The 20767-nt window shown below is 55.6% G+C and carries 15 protein-coding genes; 6 read left to right on the forward strand and 9 right to left on the reverse strand.

What is annotated here, in order from left to right:
- Positions 1-14 precede the first annotated feature (14 nt).
- From HBA55_RS11045 to HBA55_RS11055, 3 genes are all read right to left on the reverse strand, one after another.
- Positions 15-1325: a sugar MFS transporter gene (locus HBA55_RS11045; protein ID WP_240945997.1), complete on the reverse strand. Its 1311-nt coding sequence runs from the start codon at positions 1323-1325 to the stop codon at positions 15-17.
- A 59-nt stretch (positions 1326-1384) separates the two neighbouring features.
- Positions 1385-2278: an N-acetylglucosamine kinase gene (nagK, locus tag HBA55_RS11050; RefSeq protein WP_240945998.1), complete on the reverse strand. Its 894-nt coding sequence runs from the start codon at positions 2276-2278 to the stop codon at positions 1385-1387.
- 88 nt (positions 2279-2366) lie between these two features.
- Positions 2367-5087 carry a TonB-dependent receptor gene (locus HBA55_RS11055; protein WP_166990495.1) on the reverse strand — a complete coding sequence of 907 codons (2721 nt, stop codon included), beginning with the start codon at positions 5085-5087 and terminating at the stop codon, positions 2367-2369.
- A 495-nt stretch (positions 5088-5582) separates the two neighbouring features.
- On the opposite strand from HBA55_RS11055, the gene leuS reads away from it, so the two are divergent.
- The 3 genes from leuS (at position 5583) to holA (ending at position 9856) form a co-directional block, all read left to right on the forward strand.
- Positions 5583-8195: a leucine--tRNA ligase gene (gene leuS / locus HBA55_RS11060; protein WP_166990498.1), complete on the forward strand. Its 2613-nt coding sequence runs from the start codon at positions 5583-5585 to the stop codon at positions 8193-8195.
- An 85-nt stretch (positions 8196-8280) separates the two neighbouring features.
- On the forward strand, positions 8281-8814 hold the full coding sequence (locus HBA55_RS11065) for an LPS-assembly lipoprotein LptE (protein ID WP_166990502.1): 534 nt from the start codon (positions 8281-8283) through the stop codon (positions 8812-8814).
- Positions 8807-9856 carry a DNA polymerase III subunit delta gene (gene holA / locus HBA55_RS11070; RefSeq protein WP_166990505.1) on the forward strand — a complete coding sequence of 350 codons (1050 nt, stop codon included), beginning with the start codon at positions 8807-8809 and terminating at the stop codon, positions 9854-9856. The genes HBA55_RS11065 and holA overlap by 8 nt, the downstream gene beginning before the upstream one ends.
- Positions 9857-9863: 7 nt before the next feature.
- Here holA and HBA55_RS11075 read toward each other — a convergent pair whose 3' ends face one another.
- The 6 genes from HBA55_RS11075 to hemA all read right to left on the reverse strand — a co-directional run bounded on the left by HBA55_RS11075 (position 9864) and on the right by hemA (position 18094).
- Positions 9864-12131: a putative bifunctional diguanylate cyclase/phosphodiesterase gene (locus tag HBA55_RS11075; RefSeq protein ID WP_166990508.1), complete on the reverse strand. Its 2268-nt coding sequence runs from the start codon at positions 12129-12131 to the stop codon at positions 9864-9866.
- Positions 12132-12559: 428 nt separating this feature from the next.
- Positions 12560-13936 (reverse strand): SLC13 family permease, encoded by a 1377-nt coding sequence (locus HBA55_RS11080; protein WP_166990510.1) that lies wholly within the window; start codon positions 13934-13936, stop codon positions 12560-12562.
- Positions 13937-14012: 76 nt separating this feature from the next.
- Positions 14013-14759, reverse strand: coding sequence for a molybdopterin-synthase adenylyltransferase MoeB (locus tag HBA55_RS11085; RefSeq protein WP_166990513.1), 747 nt, complete (start codon positions 14757-14759; stop codon positions 14013-14015).
- A gap of 51 nt (positions 14760-14810) precedes the next feature.
- Entirely contained in the window at positions 14811-15638 is an 828-nt protein-coding gene (prmC, locus tag HBA55_RS11090; RefSeq protein ID WP_338109396.1) for a peptide chain release factor N(5)-glutamine methyltransferase, read from the reverse strand.
- A gap of 12 nt (positions 15639-15650) precedes the next feature.
- Entirely contained in the window at positions 15651-16733 is a 1083-nt protein-coding gene (gene prfA, locus HBA55_RS11095; RefSeq protein WP_166990516.1) for a peptide chain release factor 1, read from the reverse strand.
- A 68-nt stretch (positions 16734-16801) separates the two neighbouring features.
- Positions 16802-18094 carry a glutamyl-tRNA reductase gene (gene hemA, locus HBA55_RS11100; RefSeq protein WP_166990519.1) on the reverse strand — a complete coding sequence of 431 codons (1293 nt, stop codon included), beginning with the start codon at positions 18092-18094 and terminating at the stop codon, positions 16802-16804.
- Here hemA and HBA55_RS11105 point away from each other — a divergent pair.
- From HBA55_RS11105 to lolB, 3 genes are read left to right on the forward strand one after another with little or no spacing between them, the layout of a single operon-like run.
- Positions 18065-18334, forward strand: coding sequence for a hypothetical protein (locus HBA55_RS11105; protein ID WP_166990522.1), 270 nt, complete (start codon positions 18065-18067; stop codon positions 18332-18334). The two genes, hemA and HBA55_RS11105, sit on opposite strands and share 30 nt — an antisense overlap.
- Positions 18335-18377: 43 nt before the next feature.
- Complete coding sequence (locus HBA55_RS11110) at positions 18378-20117, forward strand: tetratricopeptide repeat protein (protein WP_166990525.1); 1740 nt, start codon at positions 18378-18380, stop codon at positions 20115-20117.
- A gap of 6 nt (positions 20118-20123) precedes the next feature.
- The gene (gene lolB / locus HBA55_RS11115; RefSeq protein ID WP_166990528.1) at positions 20124-20741 is read left to right on the forward strand and encodes a lipoprotein insertase outer membrane protein LolB; all 618 of its coding nucleotides are present in this window, start codon (positions 20124-20126) and stop codon (positions 20739-20741) included.
- Positions 20742-20767 lie beyond the last annotated feature (26 nt).

Genomic DNA, 20767 nt, shown 5'->3' on the forward strand with positions numbered 1-20767 from the left:
GACAACCTCCCGCCTTACTTGCCCCAGGCCTCCAGTTTATGACCCTTCAAGGCGTAATAAAGAATAAAGAGATAACAGGGAATCATCACCCAGTAAGCGCCCTGGGAATCACCACTGGCTTCAGCCAACGCTCCGTAAATAAACGGGAAAATGGCTCCGCCGGAAATACCCATAATCAGCAGAGCGGAACCGGTACTGGTCAGGCTGCCCAGACCGGAGAGCGCCATGGGCCAGATGGCCGGCCATACCAGTGCGTTGGCAAAACCCAGCAGCGCCAGAAACAGTACCGCATTGGGAACAGCCGGAACACCAGTCCAGGCGAACAGCGCGTTCCAGAGTCCGAGGCTGTCGCCGCTGCTCGACATAATCAGCAAGGAGAAAAAAGCACCTAGCGTGGCTGAGGCCACCAGCGCCGTCTCCTGGCTGATCCAGCGCGGAATCACCAGCATACCCACAATATAGCCCACCACCATAAAGGTCATGGTGTAGGAGGTCAGCTGGCCAAAGTTCTCAACGCCCATCTCTTTACCAAACAGGCCGATGGTGTCGCCGGCTATCACTTCCACACCCACATAGAAAAACAGTGCAACCACCCCCAATACCAAACGCGGGTGTTGCAGAATACGCGCGATACTGCCCTGCTCGGACTCATCCTCTTCAAATTTCAGCTCGGGCAGAGGAGAAAAGTGCACCAATGCCGCCAGTGCCAGTAACATGGCAGCCATCAACAGATAGGGGATGACCAGTCGAGACGACAGTTCTGTCAGTTCCGCGGCACGTTGCGCGGCATCCAGACTGGCCAGACGCGTTTCCGTAAACTGAGACATATCGCTGAGAATAAAAGCGGTAAACACCAGCGGCGCCACAACACCGGCGCCCTTGTTCATCAGCCCCATGATGCTGATGCGCACCGCGGCGGTTTCATGGGGACCAATATGGACAATATAAGGATTGGACGCCGTCTGCAAAATCGTCAGCCCGGTACCGAGGATAAACAGCGCTATTAGAAATACCGAGAACATTCTGGCTTCCGCCGCGGGAATAAAGACCAGCGAACCCACGGCCATAATCACCAGCCCCAACATCATGCCTCGGCGGTAACCGGTACGTTTGAGGATAACCGACATGGGCAGTGCCATCACGGTATACGAAATATAAAACGCCATGGTCACCAGGTACGCCTGCATATGATTCAGTTCGCAGGCAATTTGCAGAAACGGAATCAGTGATCCGTTCAGCCAGGTCACAAAACCAAAAATAAAGAACAGGGCTCCCACAATCATCATCGGCAGGTAACTGCTGCGTGTGTTTGCGGTTTGATTCATTACCGTATCCATATCCCAACCTCGTTTAAGCATAGCCGCAGTGGCGGTGTTTGTTGTGTTTATTCGACGGTGACCAGGGATTGCTCCCGGGCATAGTGTATGGCACCAATTTCCGGTTGCCCCAATGGCGGTTCAATGCGGGCCACAATCTCGGCCGACATCCACTGTTGCATCAGGCCCGATAAACCTCCGATTACCGAAAAACGGGGAGGTTTTTCCAGCAGCAGCTTGCGCGCCAAAGCATCAAGATATGCCGCACCTTCACGGACAATCTCCAATGCTGCCGCATCGCCACGATCCGCCGCCTGCAAGACCAAAGACGCCAGGCGGCCAAAGTCCGATGAGGCGGAATGACTGAGCTTCTGCACAATATCCAGACCCGACACCCCATAGGTTTCCATAACCGCCTCACTCAACCGGGTTGCCGGTGCCAGGCCATCTTCGGCCAGTAACACCGCCTTAATGCCGCGCAGACCCAGCCAGGCACCGCTGCCTTTGTCACCCAACAGGAAACCGTGACCACCCAGCAGACAACTGCGGCCTTCAACACTGGCAAAACCACAAGAGCCGGTGCCAATCACCATAACCGCGCCGTCTTCACCGTGATGAGCGCCCAAACAGGCGGCGTGCAGATCCGTCATCAAATGCATCTGGGCAAACGGGTGCCGCCAGTCGTTCACCGCAGCGAACAGCGAGGGCAAATTAACACCTGCCAACGCCACGCCTGCCACCACTCGCTGCATATCGCCCTGCTTGAGACCGGCATCACTCAACGCTTGTCTGGCAGCGTCATCAATAGAGTTAAGTGCACGAGACATTCCATGTAGCGGGTTGGCTGGGCCCGACAACCCCACCCCCAGCACTTCGCCGGAAGCGGACACCAGGCTGGAACGACACTTGCTGCCGCCCCCGTCGATCCCCAGATATAACAGTTCATCTTTTACCGCAGCCATGGACATGAATTACCCTCGTGAAACTTATTGTTGATTCGGTGGCGGTCATCCATGACCGCAAATGCATCCCTGTGCGAGAGAGGAAGTTTTAGAACTTGAAGTTGGCGCCGACGAAGAAGCGGCGGCCGTTATAGAGTTGAGTACCTTTGACCTCGGTGCCGTCACCGGCGACATAGATATCTTCGATGATTTCATCGGTGATATTCAGCAATTCGGCACGCAGCACGATGTTGTCAGTGAGATTATAGGATACCTGGGCATCCCACTGTTTTTGCTCGTCGCCCCACAATTCGCCGTTTTCCTGCAAGCCTTTGAAAAACTCGGAACGGTAGCTGTAGTTCAAGCGAGCCGTAAACAGTTCACCTTCGTAGTAGGCCGTCGCGTTAAATACATCCTCAGAAGTGCCCGGGAAGATCACTTCACGCTCGACCAGGCTACCGTCGACCACTTCGGGCACCTGCGCAGCACCCAAATCGGTGTAAGTGTAGTTGGCACCGACACCAAAGCCGTTATCGAAACTGTACTGTGCACTGAGTTCAATACCTTCGAGCTCGGCGCGAGTACCGTTGTCAAACGTCGACAGCGCGTTGATAAATACACCATTGATGGTGGCAGACTTGGTGGTGCTGTAGACGAAGTCAGAAATATCCTTGTTAAAGTAAGTGGCGCTGACCATGGACGCTTCAGACAGATACCACTCAAAGCCCAGTTCGTACTGGTTGGCCTGAGTAGGCGTCAGACTGGGATTACCCGCAGTACCGGAGCTGGTCTCCGGCGTCAGGTTCACCGCGTAGGACAACGCAAAGGGCGCTGGACGGTTGATGGACTTACCGGCAGCGAAACGCAACAGCATATCTTCGGTCAAATCGTATACAACGTTAACACTTGGCAGCACATTGTCGTAGGAACCGCTTTCGCTGATGGGCGCGTCGTTATTGAAATCCCAGCCACTGGAATCCGTGTCGGTATCCACGTAGCGGATACCGACATTGCCGCGGATATGGTCACCCTGAAAGTTGGCCATGGCGTAAATCGAGGTGATGTCTTCTTCAATCTTATAAGAGGACGCGTTCTCAATCGCATACTCCGGACGACACAGAGAGGGGCCACTATCGCTACACATTGGCAAGGCAAAGAACGCCTCATGCATTGCAGATTGATTCGGCAGGAAGAACGTCTGACTGCCCAGGCTGGTCTCGGAGTGATCTACTGTAAAGGATCCCGCATTAAATGCACTGGCCCAACCCAAAGATTCGGTACCCGGTGCACCGCCCTGCATTTCAGACTTAAAACGAGTCTGCTCAAATGAACGCTCGCGCATTTTAGCACCAAACTTCAGCTCATTGACCGCCCCGAAGTCGACATCAAGCACTACATCAATCTGGACATAGTCTTCCGTATCTTCAGTTTTGTTCTGCTGATCGAATACGCCGGTCAACGCCATCTCATCCGTGGGATTGGAGACCCAGGGACTGCGCTCATAACTGATAGATGGCGCCTGGCCACCGGGATTGGAGAAATCGAAGTTAACTCTCGGATCCTGAGAGTGTGCAAAAAACTCGGTAAAGAAGTCGTTGTTAATACCTTCACCGGTGGTCGTACCAATCTGACCATGCACGCTGAAACCGTCGCCCTGGAAGTCCACTTCGAGGTCTACAATTTCAGTTTCCATGCTGGAACCATCACGGTAAATATTATCGAAGGCCACATGATTGGCCCATCCCGCGGGATCACCACCGTCTACCGCCAGACTGGTCACGACGCCATTTTCAACAGTTCCTTCAGAGACATTGTTGGCCGCAAAAATACCGCGGAAAGGAATACCGATAAAATTGGAGTTAACATTGTCGGCTTCCATTTCGGAATTAAAGTAGTGCAGGTTGGTGCTTAGGGCTTCAGTCGGCGCCCACTGCAGATTGACATCAACACCGGTACGGACACGTTCCTGCTCAAACAGCGCTGAACCCACACCCCATGGGATCATGCCCTGCTCGCTGGCACCCGCCGGAGCATTAAATGGGGTATTGGGATTTGTATCAGCGTTCCAGTCTCGATCGAACTGGGTAAAATAAGCGGGGGTAAACAGCTCGGTGGCCTCGCGGCGAACTGTGCGCTCCTGGCGGGAGAAAGCAACCAGCGCACCAAAGGTTTCTGCCTCGTTTTTCCAACTGTACAGTCCGGAGAAAGAAGGATCGGTTTCTTCCGAAAGATCACCGTACTGGGCGTCGATGGACAGATTAACGGTGCCGGAATCCAGATCAAGGGGTTTGCGGGTTTTAAGAACCACAGTGCCGCCCAGTCCACCTTCATCAATGTCGGCCTGCGCAGATTTGTACACCTCCACGCTACCCACCATTTCGGGCGATAGCATTTCATAGTTGAAGTTACGAGTCGCGTCGGACAGCACAAACCACTGTGCCGTGCCCACTGCCTGTCCATTCACCAATGTCAGATTCAACGCCGGCTCCAGTCCGCGAATGGTCACACCCTGCCCTTCGCCGAAATCCCGTGAAATCGCCACACCGGGTACACGAGCCAGTGATTCCGCAACATTCTTATCCGGAAACTTACCAATATCTTCCGAGGTAATGGCATCCACTACCGAGCTGGAGAACCGTTTGACGTCCATACTCGCCTGCAGGCTCTTGCGAATCCCCAATACCTGGATCTCTTCGATCTGGTTGCTTTCAGCCACCTCATCGGACTGCTGCGCCATTGCCGCACCGGACAACGCCAGTGCACTTAGAGATCCGCACACCAGCGCAGCGTGGTTGATTGAACGGATCGCCCTTCTCAGATTAATCGCCATCTTATAACTCTCCTTAGGAGATGATTTGAGTGGTTTTGTTATGTTCGTCATTTTTCAGGAAGCGCTTTCGCCAGCACCTTCCCAACAACTGGCTGCCTGGATACCGACCGAGGACAACGTTGTCTGAAGCCTAAGTTACGCCCGCAGGACAACGTTGTCAACACTATTTGCTCAATACTTGTGCATTAAGCCTAGTTCCTGATGCGAGCAATCAGAACAAAAAACACTCGAAGTGGTACTTTTGTACAACTAAGAGACTGAAAAATAAGCCAATTTCAGTTGAAACACCTTTTTGTCAACCAAGGTTCCTGGCAAGTCGGAAGGGTTGTTTTTTGAACCGGCCGTGGCAGGCAAAATAATCTTCCAGCGGTATGGGCTCCGATAGCGACTTCTGCCCCTCAAGCCCCTATAATGCAGCGTTTGTTTTGCCGCCCAGACCGGCGGTCACTGAAGCGATTGAGGGCCCGGCGCCCGGCACACAGGTTTACGGAGATAATGGAAGAGCAATACCATCCATCGGCGATTGAAGCCCAGGCCCAGCAAGACTGGGAGACCCAGAACAGTTTCGTGGTCACAGAAGATCCATCCCGCGAAAAATTTTACTGCCTGGCCATGTTCCCCTACCCCAGCGGCAAGCTGCACATGGGGCACGTTCGCAACTACACCATCACCGATGTCATCTCCCGCTATCAGCGTATGCAGGGTAAAAACGTGTTGCACCCCATGGGCTGGGACGCCTTTGGTCTGCCGGCGGAAAATGCCGCCATTGCCAACAAGACCGCTCCGGCCAAGTGGACCTACAGTAACGTTGAATACATGAAAGGCCAGCTCAAGAGCCTCGGTTTCGGTTTTGACTGGACCCGTGAACTGGCCACCTGCCAGCCCGACTACTACAAGTGGGAACAGTGGTTCTTTACCCGCCTTTATGAGAAAGGTCTGGTCTACAAAAAGATGGCCACCGTTAACTGGGACCCCATCGACCAGACGGTTCTGGCCAACGAGCAGGTCATAGACGGAAAAGGCTGGCGCTCCGGCGCTGTGGTGGAGCGCAAGGAAATCCCCCAGTGGTTTATCAAGATCACCGAATACGCCGACGAACTGCTGCGCAGCCTGGATGATTTGCCCAATTGGCCAGAGCAGGTCAAAACCATGCAGAAGAACTGGATTGGCAAATCCAAAGGCGTGGAAATGACCTTTGACCTGGCAACCGCCGTGGGTGACATTAACAGCTTCGACGTCTACACCACCCGCCCGGATACACTTATGGGTGTGACCTATGTTTCTCTCGCCGCTGAACATCCCATCAGCCTGGCTCTGGCAGAGAATAACCCGGAGTTGGCGGCATTTATTCAGGAATGCAAATCCAACTCCGTGGCCGAGGCCGACATGGCCACCATGGAGAAAAAAGGCCTGGATACCGGCTTGAAAGCCGTACACCCGTTGACTGGAGAACAAGTTCCGGTTTGGGTCGCCAATTATGTGCTGATGGATTACGGTTCCGGCGCTGTGATGGCGGTACCCGGTCACGACGAACGGGACTTTGCCTTTGCCAATAACTACGGGCTGCCGATTGTGCAGGTCATCGCCAGCACCAAGAAAAACGACGAGGCTTTTGACAGTCAAGTCTGGAACGAGTGGTATGCCCGCAAGACCGATATCGAGCTGGTAAATTCCAGCCAGTTCGACGGCCTGAGTTTCAAGAAAGCCTTCGACGCCATTGCCAAGGCCTTGTTTGATGCTGGCAAGGGCAAGGTGAAAACCAATTTCCGCCTGCGCGACTGGGGTGTCTCCCGTCAGCGCTACTGGGGCGCGCCGATCCCCATGCTGAATCTGCCCGATGGCGGCGAGATTCCAGTGCCCCTCGAAAAGTTGCCCGTGCTGCTGCCGGAAGACGTGGAAATGGACGGTGTACATTCGCCCATCAAGGCCGACCCCGAGTGGAGCAAGGCCGATTGGCACAGTGCCGGCGCCGAGCACGAAACCGATACCTTTGACACTTTTATGGAGTCTTCCTGGTATTACGCTCGTTACACCTGCCCCGATTTTGACGAGGGCATGCTGGACTCCGAACGCGCCAACTACTGGCTGCCTGTAGACCAATATGTCGGTGGCATTGAGCACGCCATCCTGCACCTGCTCTACGCGCGCTTCTATCACAAGCTGTTACGTGACGAAGGCCTGGTCAACAGCGACGAGCCGTTCAAGCAACTGCTGTGTCAGGGCATGGTACTGGCCGACTCTTTCTATCAGCAAAACGACGACGGCAGCAAGACCTGGTTTAACCCGGCCGATGTGGAGCTGAACAAGGACGACAAGGGCAAAATTATTGGTGCCTCCCACCCTGATGCCGGCGAATTGCAGATGGGTGGCATGACCAAGATGTCCAAGTCCAAGAACAACGGTATCGACCCGCAAACTGCCGTTGATCAATACGGTGCCGACACCGTACGCCTGTTTACCATGTTTGCAGCCCCCCCGGAGCAGACTCTGGAGTGGAGCGACTCCGGTGTGGAGGGTGCCAGCCGCTTCCTGCGTCGCCTGTGGAAGACGGTGCACGCGCACCTGGAAGCCGGTGACATTGCCGAATTTGACGCGGAGGCGCTCAACGATCAGCAGAAAGACCTGCGTCGCAAGACCCACGAAACCATCGCCAAGGTCAGCGATGATTGCGGCCGCCGTCAACATTTCAACACCGCCATTGCCGCGGTGATGGAACTGCTGAACGAAGTGGGCAAACTGGCTGATCGCAGTACTGCCGAAAACCGTGCGGTGGAACGTGAAGCGCTGGAATCCGCCACGCTGTTGCTGGCCCCAATCGTACCTCATATTGCTCACGAGCTCTGGAAGGCGTTTGGCAATGGCGACCAGGTGATCGATGCCGCCTGGCCTCAGGTGGACGAAGCTGCGCTGGTGAAAACGTCCATCCAGCTGGTGGTGCAGATCAACGGAAAAGTTCGCGCCAAGCTGGACGTCGCCGCCGATGCCGACGAAGACAGCATCATCGCCGATGCCAAAGCCAATCCCAACGTGCAGAAGTTTCTGGAAGGCAAGGAAATTAAAATGTGCAAAGTGATTCCAGGAAAGCTGGTCACCTTTGCCGTTAAGTAAATCTCTGGCCGTTAAGTAAATTTCTGGCGGTTAAGTAAATCTTTGGCCGTTAAGTAAAAAAAGGCAGTTAAACGAAAGGACTGTTATGAAAAAATTGCTTTTGTTGGTATTGAGCCTGTCGCTGTTGACCGGTTGCGGCTGGCATCTGCGCGGCTCGGTGGAAATGCCCGAAGGCGTTTCGGCCATCTATGTTACCGCAGACAACAGCCACGGCGCTCTGGCCAGCGGCCTGAAAAAAGCCCTGGTCGCCTACCGCATTGAAGCCAGTGACACGATGGACAATGCGCAGTACCGTATTCACCTGAGTAACGAACAATCCCGTCGCCGCACGGCCTCTGTGGGCAACAATGCGTTGGCGGCGGAGTACGAACTCAACATGAGCGTTGACTACCGCATTGAAGACGCCACCGGCAAGGTGCTGGTGCCACGCGCCACGGCGGAAGCACAGCGGGTTTACGATTTCGACCGCGATGCGGTGGTCGCCAAAGCCCAGGAGGAAAAACTGATCGACGCCGAAATGCGCAACCAGTTGATCCAACAGATCCTGCGGCGCCTGCGCTTTTTGTCGAGCGCTGCCGCCAACAAAGGCAGTACCCCAGCGGAAAGCGGCAATGGCTAAACTGCGTGCCGACCAGCTCGATAGCGCCCTGCGCAAGCAATTGGCACCCGTCTACCTGGTCAGCGGCGATGAACCGCTGCTGGTTCAGGAAGCCTGCGACACCATTCGGGAAGCTGCCCGCAGGGCCGGCTTTACCGAGCGCGAACGCCACCATGTGGAGGCCGGTTTTGATTGGGAGGAACTGCTGACCTCCGCCAACAGCCTTTCGCTGTTCGCCGATAAAAAAATCCTTGAATTACGCATCGACAATGGCAAACCCGGGGATAAAGGTGGCAAAGCGCTGCTGAGCTACTGCGAACAGCCGTCTGAAGATAACCTGCTGCTGATCGTCACCCCCAAGTTGGACGGCAGTGCTCAGCGCAGCAAATGGTTTAAGGCGGTTGAAAAAACCGGTGCCTTTGTACAAATCTGGCCCATCGCCGCACCTCAGCTGCCTCGCTGGATTGATCAACGCATGCAGCAGGCAGGGCTGCGCGCCGATCGAGATGCCATCGATATGCTGGCCGCCCGAGTGGAGGGCAATCTGCTGGCCGCCACTCAAGAGATCGAAAAACTCAAACTACTGGCCAATGACGACGGTCTGGTCAGCACCGAGACCGTCGCCGGTGCCGTTGCCGACAGTGCCCGCTACGACGTGTTCAATCTGATCGATAAAGCCCTGCACGGCGACGCCAGATCGGCTATCAAAACCCTGCAGGGTCTGCGCGGCGAAGGCACCGACGCCACCGTGGTGCTCTGGGCCCTTGCGCGGGAAATCCGCACACTAAGCCAAATGGCGCACGCCTTGCAGCAGGGCAACTCCATGGACCGCGCCGCCAAAAGCGCCGGTGTCTGGGACAAGCGCAAACCGCTGGTCAACAATGCTTTGAGGAGACTCAAGCAGCCGCAGCTGCAAATGCTGCTGCGCAAGGCAAACGGTGTCGACAAGGCCATTAAAGGCCTGCGCAATGCGGATGCGTGGGATGAGCTGATGGATTTGACGCTGAACCTGAGCGGTGTCTTCAGTTTGTCGCCCGCTGTACAAAGGCTGTCTTTGCTCTGACGCTGCTCTACACCTGGAATTCCAGTTTCACCACATTTGAAGAGCTGGAGAATGATCCCTCTTTCAAATGATGGTTCATCTGCTCAACCGTCAACGGCTTCGCGTAATAAAAACCCTGAGCCATGTCGCAGCCCCGGCGACGTAACCAATCCACCTGGACGTCGTGCTCAACACCTTCGGCGACCACATTCAACGACATATTGTGCGCGAGACTGATGATGGAACGGGCAATGGCCGCATCATTCTGGTCAGTGGCGATATCGTTGATAAAACTGCGGTCGATCTTGAGTTTTTGGATGGGAAAACGCTTGAGGTAGGCCAGTGAGGAATAGCCGGTACCAAAGTCATCAATCGCCAGTGAGACGCCCATCGCATTGAGTTCGTTCATCATGGTGATGGTTTCACCGGCATTTTCCATCGCCGAGCTTTCGGTGATTTCCAGCTCCAGATACTTGGCCGGCAGTTCCATCATATTGAGGATTTCCGCCACCCGCTGGGGAAAGTTTTCCTGTCGGAATTGGCGTGGCGACAGATTCACCGCCACCTTGTTGCTATAGCGCCCCTGCTGCAACCAAATGCGCTGCTGCTTGCAGGCCTCGCGCAATACCCAATCACCCAGGGCCACAATCAAACCCGTCTCTTCGGCCAGGGGGATAAAGTGCACCGGTGACACCATACCCCGATCCGGATGATTCCAGCGAACCAACGCCTCCATGCCCAACAGGCTGCCCGTCTGCAAATCTATTTGGGGCTGATACATCAGCATCAGCTGATCGGTCTCGATGGCGCGACGAAGATCGTTTTCCAGCAGCAGGTAATTCACCGCGGTGGCATTCATGCCCTCGGTGTAATACTTGAAGTTGTTCTTGCCGGCCTCTTTAGCCTTGTACATGGCAATATCTGCGTTCTTCAACAGGGTATCGGTGTCTTCTCCATCCTCGGGATACATGGAAATACCGATACTCACCGTGGAGGCGATATCATGGCCGGAAATATTGATCGACTTGGAGACACCGCTCAGTAGCTTATTGGCCACCTGGCCGATATCTTCTTCATCCTGGATGCCTTCCAGCACCACCACAAATTCATCACCGCCCAGACGAGCCACGGTGTCCATATCCCGAACATTGTCCTGCAGGCGCTTCGACACCGCTTTTAACAGCAGATCGCCGGCGTCATGCCCGAGACTGTCGTTGATATTTTTAAAACGGTCGAGGTCGAGCAGCATCAGCGCCAACTTGTTTCCGCTGCGTTTGGCCCGGGCCAAACCATGATTGATGCGATCATAGAACAAGGCGCGATTCGGCAGGCCGGTCAGGGAATCGTGAAAGGCCATATAATTCAACCGTGATTGTTGTTCCCGCAGGGTGTCTTCAGCCTCTTTACGCTCGGAGATGTCGGTGCAAATCGTACAGACACCAAACGTCTGATGGTGCTTGTCCTTAAGCGGGAACTTCACCATCAGATAGGTATGCAGGTTGCCGTCTTTGTGGCGGATTTCGATCTCTTCCTCAACCTTGATATGGGTATCCAGAGCAGACTGGTCCGCTTCCCAAAGCTTGCGGGCCAGCTCTTCTTCGTAGACATCGAACACGTTCTTGCCTACGTAGCCGCTCTCGTCGATACCGTCAACATGCATAAAGTGATCACTGGCCAGCACCACATTTCCGTCGAGGTCCTTGACCGAAATCAGTGTGGGCGAGTGATATAGAATGGCATTGAGATAAGTTTCGCTGGCCCAGAGCGCCTGCTCAGCGATGCGGAATTTTTCGGCTTGCTCTTCGTGGCTGCGGGTCTGTACAAGCTGGTGCACTAGCAGCGTACTAAATACCCATAAGCTTTCCAGCGGCTTGAGTGCCTCCTGGAGCTGCTCCAAAGATTCGGTGGACTCGCACACGTAGGCGGCCATGGGCCGATTTTCGTCCCCCACCATCTGAATAACCAGGCTGTTGCTCGCGGGCAAGGTCGACAGGCTGGGCGCATGCTCCAGATCCAAAGCAACTCCGCTGCCCAGCTGAAAACAGTCCTGCAACAGATTGCCCGGTAGATTCTTGAGACTCTTGAGAGGTGCGGATGGACAAGCGGTGGAATCAGGTAAGGCAATGGCCTCTACATACAGACTATCATCGCGCTGAACGACCAGGGCGCAGCGGCTCAGCCCCGGTTGGGCTACCACCTGCTTGACCAGTCGTTCGGCAATTTGCCGATGATTGAGATCCGCGAACAGTTGCTGAAACTTGCGTATCAGCTCTACCGCGCCCTGTTTAATCTGCATAACGTGCTTTCTAAAGCTACCCTTTCTAGGTTCGGTATAAACCTACTGGCATAAAAAAGCCGCAAGCTCACGTCGGGGCATTCAATCGCTCCCGAGGCGGGCCTCCGGCACCTCTATTACTACCTCTACTGCTTCGCGTTTACCGCCATCAGTGGGCCGTATCTCCTACGACTCCCGGCAAACGGAAAATCAATCCCGCGCCACGGTAAAATCGAGCATCATCTTAGCAGAGCGAATAATTTATAGCCAACCTCTACTAAGCAGAATGTCTCTTATATCCGTTTGATAGGTTCAGGAATATTTCTGCGCCAAGGCCCCTGGGGGGATAATTTCGCCCCATAGGGAGGTTATCGGCAATGGCGCGTAAATCTACAATGGAAATTTCGCATTTTTCCTGCCTTTTTGCCCCGGCCCCAACAGGGTCGGAACTACAGCAGAAAATACAGCAATGAAGAGATCAGCAATGCTCCCATGAGGTTCAGCCCTATTCCCTCGCGCACCATATCCACCACCTGCACTCGCCCGGAGGCAATCACAATGGCATTGGGCGCGGTAGCCACGGGTAGCATAAAGGCACAACTGGCGCTCAGAGCCGCAGGAATCATCAGCATCATGGGGTCCCAGCTGGTACTGGCGGCGGCCGCTGCCAGAATGGGCATCAACAGCGTGGTGGTGGCGGTATTGCTGGTTACCTCGGTCAGGAAGGTCACCGCCAGGCAGATGGTCAGCATCACTGCAAACAGCGGCCAGCCCGCTATCCCGGACAGTTGCTTACCCAATGCCTCGCTCAAGCCCGTCACCATAAAAGCCTTGGCAATGGCGATGCCGCCGGCAAACAGAATCATCACACCCCAGTGGATGGAATTGGCTGCCGGCCAATCGAGCAATCGGCCATCTTCACCATCCGGGCAGAGGAACATCACCACCACAGCGGCAAAGGCCACGGCGGCATAGTTGGCATAGGGCAGCCCCAGCCAGCCGCTCCACCCCCCGGCCGGGTTTTTGAGGGTCATCCACGCAATGATCACCAGCGCAAACACCCAAAGTACCCTAGACTCGGCTTTTGACATCGGACCAACGCCCTGAATGTCAACATCCCGGGAAAAACCCAGGCCGCGGGTAAGCCACAGTGCCGCCAGGGGCAACAACAGCAATACCACCGGCAAGCCAATCGCCATCCATTCCACAAAGGAAATCTCGCGACCGGTAAACTCCTTGTACACCGACAGGAAAATCAGATTGGGGGGAGTGCCTATAGGTGTCGCCAGGCCTCCAATGCTGGCCGAATAGGCGATGCCCAGCAGTAATGCCACTGTTAAACGGCGGTCTTTGACGGTCTCCAACACCGCCATGGCCACCGGCACCAGCATCAAGGTAGTGGCGGTATTGGAGATCCACATGGACAAGAATGCGGAGGCGGCCATAAAGCCCATCACCACCCGGCGCAGGCTGCTGGTACCAATCCCCCGAATCATCCACAGGGCAATACGACGATGAGCACCGCTTTTTTCCATGCCTTTTGACAACATGGCGCCGCCCACCAACAGCAGAATAATAGGGCTACCGTAGGCCGCGGCAATTTGCTGCCCATTAAGGACGCCCAGCAAAGGAAGACCGCCGAGGGGAATCAGGGAAGTTGCAGGAATGGGGATGGGTTCAAAGATCCACCAGACCGCACACAGAACCGTGATACCCGCGGCAAAACATGCCTCTTGTGCCCAGCCACCATTGTCAAGACTGAAGCCGACCAGCAACGCCAACAGGGGCCCCAGCCATAAAGAAAGTCGTTTGGCCTGTTCAGTCATGACCAAATCCGAGTGGTTTACGCATCGTCATCCCTTCTTACTCGTTGCGTGAATCGTTGTTGTTATTAATCAGCTGTTATAAATCTCCACAGACCGGGCAAGCCGGGTCTCGGGGCAGCTTCAGACTGCGCCACTCCATTGTGGTGGCGTCTAGCAGCAGCAACTTACCGGCCAGAGGCTCCCCAAAGTCTGCCAGCAGCTTTAAGGCCTCCAGCGCTTGTACGGAACCGATAATACCCACCAGTGGTGCCAGAACGCCACTTTCTGAACAGCTGAGATTTTCATCATTGTCCAGGGCATAAAGACACCGGTAGCAGGGGGTACCCTCACGACGGGGATCAAAAACGGCAACCTGCCCTTCCAATCGAATCGCCGCGCCGGAAACCAGAGGTGTGGTGTTGGTGACGCAGGCGCGATTGATAGCATGGCGAATACTGAAGTTATCCGTACAATCAACCACAATGTCGGCCGCAGCAACCTGTTGTTCCAGTTCGGCTTCGTCGAGCTTTTTGTGGAGTGCAGTCACTTGCGTGGCGGGGTTCAGCTGATGAATTTTATCCCGCGCCGATTCCACTTTGGGCCGGCCGATATCGCTCTGGTGGTGGGCGATCTGTCGCTGCAGATTGGTCAGATCCACCTCATCAAAATCGGCTAACACCAGATGACCCACACCCGCCGCGGCCAGGTACATCGCCACCGGGCAACCCAGCCCTCCCAGACCTACAACCAGCACCTGCGCGTTGAGAATTTTCTCCTGGCCGGCGACATCCACCTGCGGCAACATGATTTGGCGGCTATAGCGCAGTAATTGTTCGTCGTTCACTTTGGTGCCTCCAAGTTAGGTGCCTCCAATAAGTGCCTGTTTCCAGGCTCTTTATAGGTACTTCCCGAGGGTCACCCGGTCGTTACCACCGAGATCCTGTCGGGTTCGCACGGAATCATAACCGGCTTGCAGCATCAGCTCACGTACCGCTTGCGCTTGCCGATATCCGTGCTCCAACAGCAACCAGCCTTCCTTTATAAGGTATTCGCGACTGCTGTCGATAATGTGTTGAATGTCAGCCAACCCCTGATCTTCCGCCACCAGCGCGGTCAAGGGTTCAAAGCGCACATCGCCCTGCTGCAAATGGGGGTCAGCCGCATCAATATAAGGAGGGTTGCTGACAATGATATGGAATCCTGAGGCGTCCACCGATTGAAACCAGTCGCTTTGGCGCACGGCGACATTTTCGAGCCCCAGTTTCCGGCGGTTGCCCTCTGCCAGAGCCACCGCATCCTCACTGCGGTCGACCGCCAATAACTGCCACTGGCGTTTTTCGCTGGCCAGGGCCAGAGCGATCGCTCCGGTTCCGGTACCCAAGTCCAATACACTGGCGTTTTCAGGAACCTCCAGTTCCAGGGTCACCTCAACCAGCGTTTCGGTGTCCGCACGGGGTATCAAGGTGGAGGCGTCCACCGACAGGTCCAACCCCCAAAATTCTCTCTCCCCCAACAGGTGTGCGACGGGCCGGCCTTGCCTGCGCTGCTTGAAAAGCGATTCAAAAGCTTCCAGTTGTGAATCCGACAGGGCTTGATCGGGCCAGGTATAAAGATAAGTACGGCCCTTGTCCAACACCCGTGCCAACAATAACTCGACATCCAGACGTGCGGAATCGCTGTCGAGTTCATCGGCCCGCTGCAGACACTCTCGGATGCTGGTCACAGGGATTCGTCCTTAATCCGACAAGGCCGCCAGCTGATCGGCCTGGTATTCGTTAATCAAAGGCTGCACCACTTCGCCCAATTCGCCCTCCATCACTTCATTGAGTTTGTAGAGTGTGAGATTGATGCGATGATCCGTCACCCGCCCCTGGGGGAAGTTGTAGGTGCGGATACGCTCGGAGCGGTCGCCACTGCCGACCAGATTGCGGCGCTCATCAGCAATGCTCTGCGCGGCCTGCTCTTCCTGAGCGTTTTTGAGTCTGGCCGCCAACAACGACATGGCACGGGCGCGGTTTTTGTGTTGCGAACGCTCATCCTGACATTCCACCACCACACCGGTAGGCAGGTGGGTAATACGAATCGCGGAATCGGTTTTGTTCACGTGCTGACCACCGGCACCACTGGCCCGAAAGGTATCGATACGCAGATCGGCCTTGTTGATTTCCACCTCTTCCATTTCATCGGCTTCCGGCATAATCGCCACCGTGCAGGCGGAGGTATGGATGCGCCCCTGGGATTCGGTTTCCGGCACCCGCTGCACGCGATGGGCACCCGATTCGAATTTCAATTTGGAGTAAACGCCCTGGCCCACCACACGGGTAATGATCTCTTTGTAGCCGCCATGTTCGCCGGGGTTTTCGCTGAGAATTTCCACCTGCCACTTCTGGCGCTCGGCAAATTTGGAATACATGCGGAACAGGTCTCCGGAAAAGATCGCTGCCTCATCGCCACCGGTTCCCGCACGGATTTCCAGGAATACATTTTTTTCATCATTGGGGTCTTTGGGCAGCAACAGTTTTTGCAGTTCCTCTTCCAAGGGTTCCTGACGCGACTCGCACTCTTTCAATTCTTCCTGGGCCATTTCGCGCATATCGGCATCACCGTCTTTCAGCAACCCCTTGGCCTCTTCAATATCGTCCATCACCTGGCGGTATTCAGAGAAACACTTTACCACCGGTTCCAGCTCGGCATACTCCTTGGATAAGTCGCGAAAGCGGTTTTGGTCGGAAATAATGTCCGCATCACCCAGCAGCGCCGACACTTCGTCGTAGCGGTCCTGCAGCAGTTCCAGTTTTTCCAGAATGGATGTTTTCATATTGGCGCCTATTAAGATTCAAAGTAATACCCGCAGGGCGCGGAGGCGAACGCGGGCGCACGAGCCCGCTAAAGGTCGTGTTGTTCGATATCCGCTTCAGAGAGGTCGAACAGTTGCTGTGTCAGGTCTATCAGTTGGCTGTCACCCTGAGCGCCGGCTCGCTTGAGCTGGGCGGTGGGGCTGTGCAATAACTTGTTGGTGAGGCCGCGTGCCAGCTGGTTCATCACCTGGCGGGGGTCAGCGCCGCCTTCGAGCAGTTTCAGGGCTTTGGCCAGTTCCTGGTCACGCAGGTCTTCGGCCTTCTGACGGTAGGCCTTAATGGTGGCAACGGAATCCAGCGCCCGCAGCTCACCCGTGTATTGCTGTACGCCCTCGGCGACAATTTCCTCGGCTTTGGTGGCCGCCTCTACACGACTGCGGCGGTTTTCGTCGATGACCTCACGCAGATCATCGACACTATAAAGATAGACATCGTCCAACTCGCCAACCTCGGGTTCGATATCCCGGGGCACTGCGATATCCACCATAAACATGGGTTTGTGACGGCGCTTTCGCAACGCCGACTCCACCGCGCCCTTACCCAGCAAGGGCAACTGACTGGCGGTAGAGGTAATCACGATGTCGGCACGATGCAGATGCTCGGGAATATCCGACAACAAGATGGCTTCGGCCGAGAATTTTTCAGCCAGCTGGTAGGCGCGCTCCAAGGTGCGATTGGCTACAATCAGACGACCCACCCCCTGGCGAGCCAGATGTTGCGCTACCAACTCGATGGTTTCCCCGGCTCCGACCAGTAAGGCCGTGTCTTTTTTAAGGTCGGAAAAAATCTGCTGCGCCAGACTGACGGCGGCATAGGCCACAGACACCGGGTTTTCACCAATCGCGGTCTCGGTCCTTACCCGTTTGGCGATGGCAAACACCTGATGAAAAGCATTGTGCAGAAAACGCCCCACCGTACCGGCATCGCAGGCAACGGTATAAGCGGATTTCATCTGACCCAGAATCTGGGGTTCACCCAGCACCAGCGAATCCAGGCCACTGGCCACCTTCATCATATGGCTGACCGCCGCTGCGCCCTCATGCCAATAGTGGCAATCCTCAAGGGCATCCTGGTCGAGGCGATGATAGGCCTCTACCCACGCCTGCAGCACTTGATGAGCCTGTACCTGCCCCTTGCCTGCGCGCAGCTGCGCGTAGACCTCCGTGCGGTTGCAGGTGGAAAGAATGGCCACTTCCTCAACGCCGATCTGGCCACAGGCCAGATTCAGTGCGTCGTGCATCTGTTCAGGGGCAAACGACACCCGTTCGCGGATGTCTAGCGAGGCCGTATTGTGATTAATGCCGAAGGCGAGCAGTGTCATAAAACTAAGGTGACTGGGGTTTCATCCGCCATCGCTGCGATTCCCGCAGGCGGCAAGCCTCAAAAAGTGCCAATTATGACAAAGAACCGTCTGCTTTGCTTCTCTAAATTAACCCCGGCCGGCGAAGCGGCCTGGGCGAATCTGGCGCAGGATTCTCCTTTGCTACCTATACTGGTATTGAGGTGGGCAACCTTTCAGGGGTATGGTTGTCTGATGTATGGAATCTTTGAACAGTTGTAAATAGATGACTCAACGTCCTAAAAGGCTTTTCAGGCTTGCCTCTATGGCCCTGGCCTTCAGCCTGCTGCAAGGCTGCGTCAACCAGCTACTCCAAAGCGATATGGAGCCACCCGCACCCGAGGTGGAAGTCGCTGCAGAGCCCGAACCCGCAGCCGTTCCTGAGCGCTCCTTCCCGGCGGAAACCCTCTACGCCCTGCTGGTGGCGGAAATGGCCGGCAGTCGCGAGCGCTACGATATCGCTCTGGGCAACTATGTGCAGCAGGCCCATATGACCCGCGATCCAGGCGTTGCCGCCCGAGCCACCCGAATTGCCCGCTACCTCAATGCCCGCCAGGCAGCCTTGAATACCTCCTTATTATGGGTGGAAATCAGTCCCGAAGATCTGGAAGCCCGGTTTATCGCTGCGACGGAACTGGCCCAGAGCGGACGCTTGCTGGAGGCGCTGGAACAATCCAACTATCTGCTCGAAAATCACAGTACCCCGATTTACCAGAGCATTGCCGCCCGTGCGGCCAAGGCCACCGATACCCAACGGGAACAGTTGGTTGAACAATATCAACAGCTGCAACAACTGCATCCGGGAAATACCGAGCTGTTAATCGGCCTGGGCCTGCTGTATCAGCAGCAAAATCAACCCGAGCTGGCCCTTGAAAAAGCCCGCGAGGCATTGGCGATTAACAACGAGCTGATTCCCGCAGCCGTGCTGGAAGCCAAACTGCTCAGCCAACTGAAGAAACCCGAAGAGGCGATTAAACGCCTGGCCGAACTGCTGGCGAGCCACCCGGAAAACACACGGCTGAGACTGCAGTATGCACGCCTGTTGGCGAGCCTGGATCTGGCCAAAGCCCAACAGCAGTTTGCACTACTGGTGGAAAAGTCTCCCAACGACCCCGAAATGTTGTTTTCCCTGGCATTGATCAGCCACGAGCGCGATCAACTGGAAGATGCCAAGGAGCTGTTCGAACGGTTGACCCAATTCGACAAGCGCCGCTCGTCTGCCCACTACTACCTGGGCCGCATCTCTGAAAAGCAACAGCGCTGGGACGACGCCCTCAATCACTATATCCAGGTGGAACCCGGTCCCGACTTTATGGCGGCACTGTTACAGACCACTGACATTTTGGTGCGAGGCAATCAGGCAGAGGCGGCCAACAAACGCCTCAGTGCCGCACGTGAACGTTTCCCCAGCCAGGCCGAACGCTTCTACCTGCTGGAAGCCGAGGTGCTGAGCAAACACCTGCACCTGAATTCTGCTGAAAAGGTGCTCACCGAAGGTCTGGGCCAGTTCCCCGCCAGCATTCAGTTGCTGTATAGCCGCGCTATGGTGAACGAGCAGTTGGATATGATGGGGGCGCTGGAGACCGACCTGCGCACCATTCTCAAATACGATCCCAACAACGCCACCGCCCTCAACGCACTCGGCTATACCCTGGCGGACCGTACCGATCGCTACGAAGAAGCCTATGTCCTGATCAGCCAGGCCCTGCAGATCAAACCCGACGATCCTGCCATTATCGATTCCATGGGCTGGGTCCAATACCGCCTCGGCAACTATGAAGAAGCGCTGTTGCGTCTGAGACAGGCCATGCAGGCATTCCCGGACCATGAAATAGCCGCACACCTGGGCGAAGTGCTGTGGATAACAGGGCAAAAAGAGGAAGCCAGACTGGTGTGGGAAGAAGGGCTTAAACTCAAGCCCGGCAGCCGAGTGATCCCCGAGGTGATCGACCGCCTGCAAAACACCGAAACGGCGACTCCAGCACCTGAAGACCCAGAACAGTAATCCCTCATGCGTCATTCATCCAAAAGGCCCTTGTCTCTCTCAAGGGCGTTCGTTCAACTCTGCCTGTTACTTGTTGTCTTTGCCGGGCTGGCCGGTTGTGCCAGCCACAGCCCTTATAAAAGTACCAACCCAGCACAAACATTGGCCGAACTGCAGCAATGGCAACTCAAGGGTAAACTGGGCATCCGCGCGCCAGGCCAATCCGGCAGCGCCTATTTTGACTGGCGCCAGGAAATTGAACACTACCGGATTCAGCTTACCGGCCCCTTTGGTCAGGGCGCGACCCGTATAGTCGGCCGGGACGGAGGTGTCACTCTGGAACAGGGCGATCAACCACCGCTGCACGCCGACACCCCCGAAGCCCTGATGTATGATGCCATGGGTTGGTGGCTGCCCGTCAGTGAACTGCACTACTGGGTGCGGGGCCTGCCGGCACCGAACTCTGCCTTTGATGAGATCCGCGACGAAACCACCGGTTTGCTGCAACAACTGCAGCAGCGGGGTTGGACTCTGAACTACAAACGTTTCGAGCAGCAGGGCCCCTGGCAACTGCCCGCCAGATTGACTGCCAGCCGCGACCAGATCCGGCTGACCTTTATTATCAAAGACTGGCAACTTGACTAGCCTTTCTCCCAGGGAATTACGACCGT

It is taken from the genome of Pseudomaricurvus alkylphenolicus (assembly GCF_011683955.1).
In the GTDB taxonomy this organism is placed as follows: Bacteria; Pseudomonadota; Gammaproteobacteria; order Pseudomonadales; family Cellvibrionaceae; genus Pseudomaricurvus; species Pseudomaricurvus alkylphenolicus.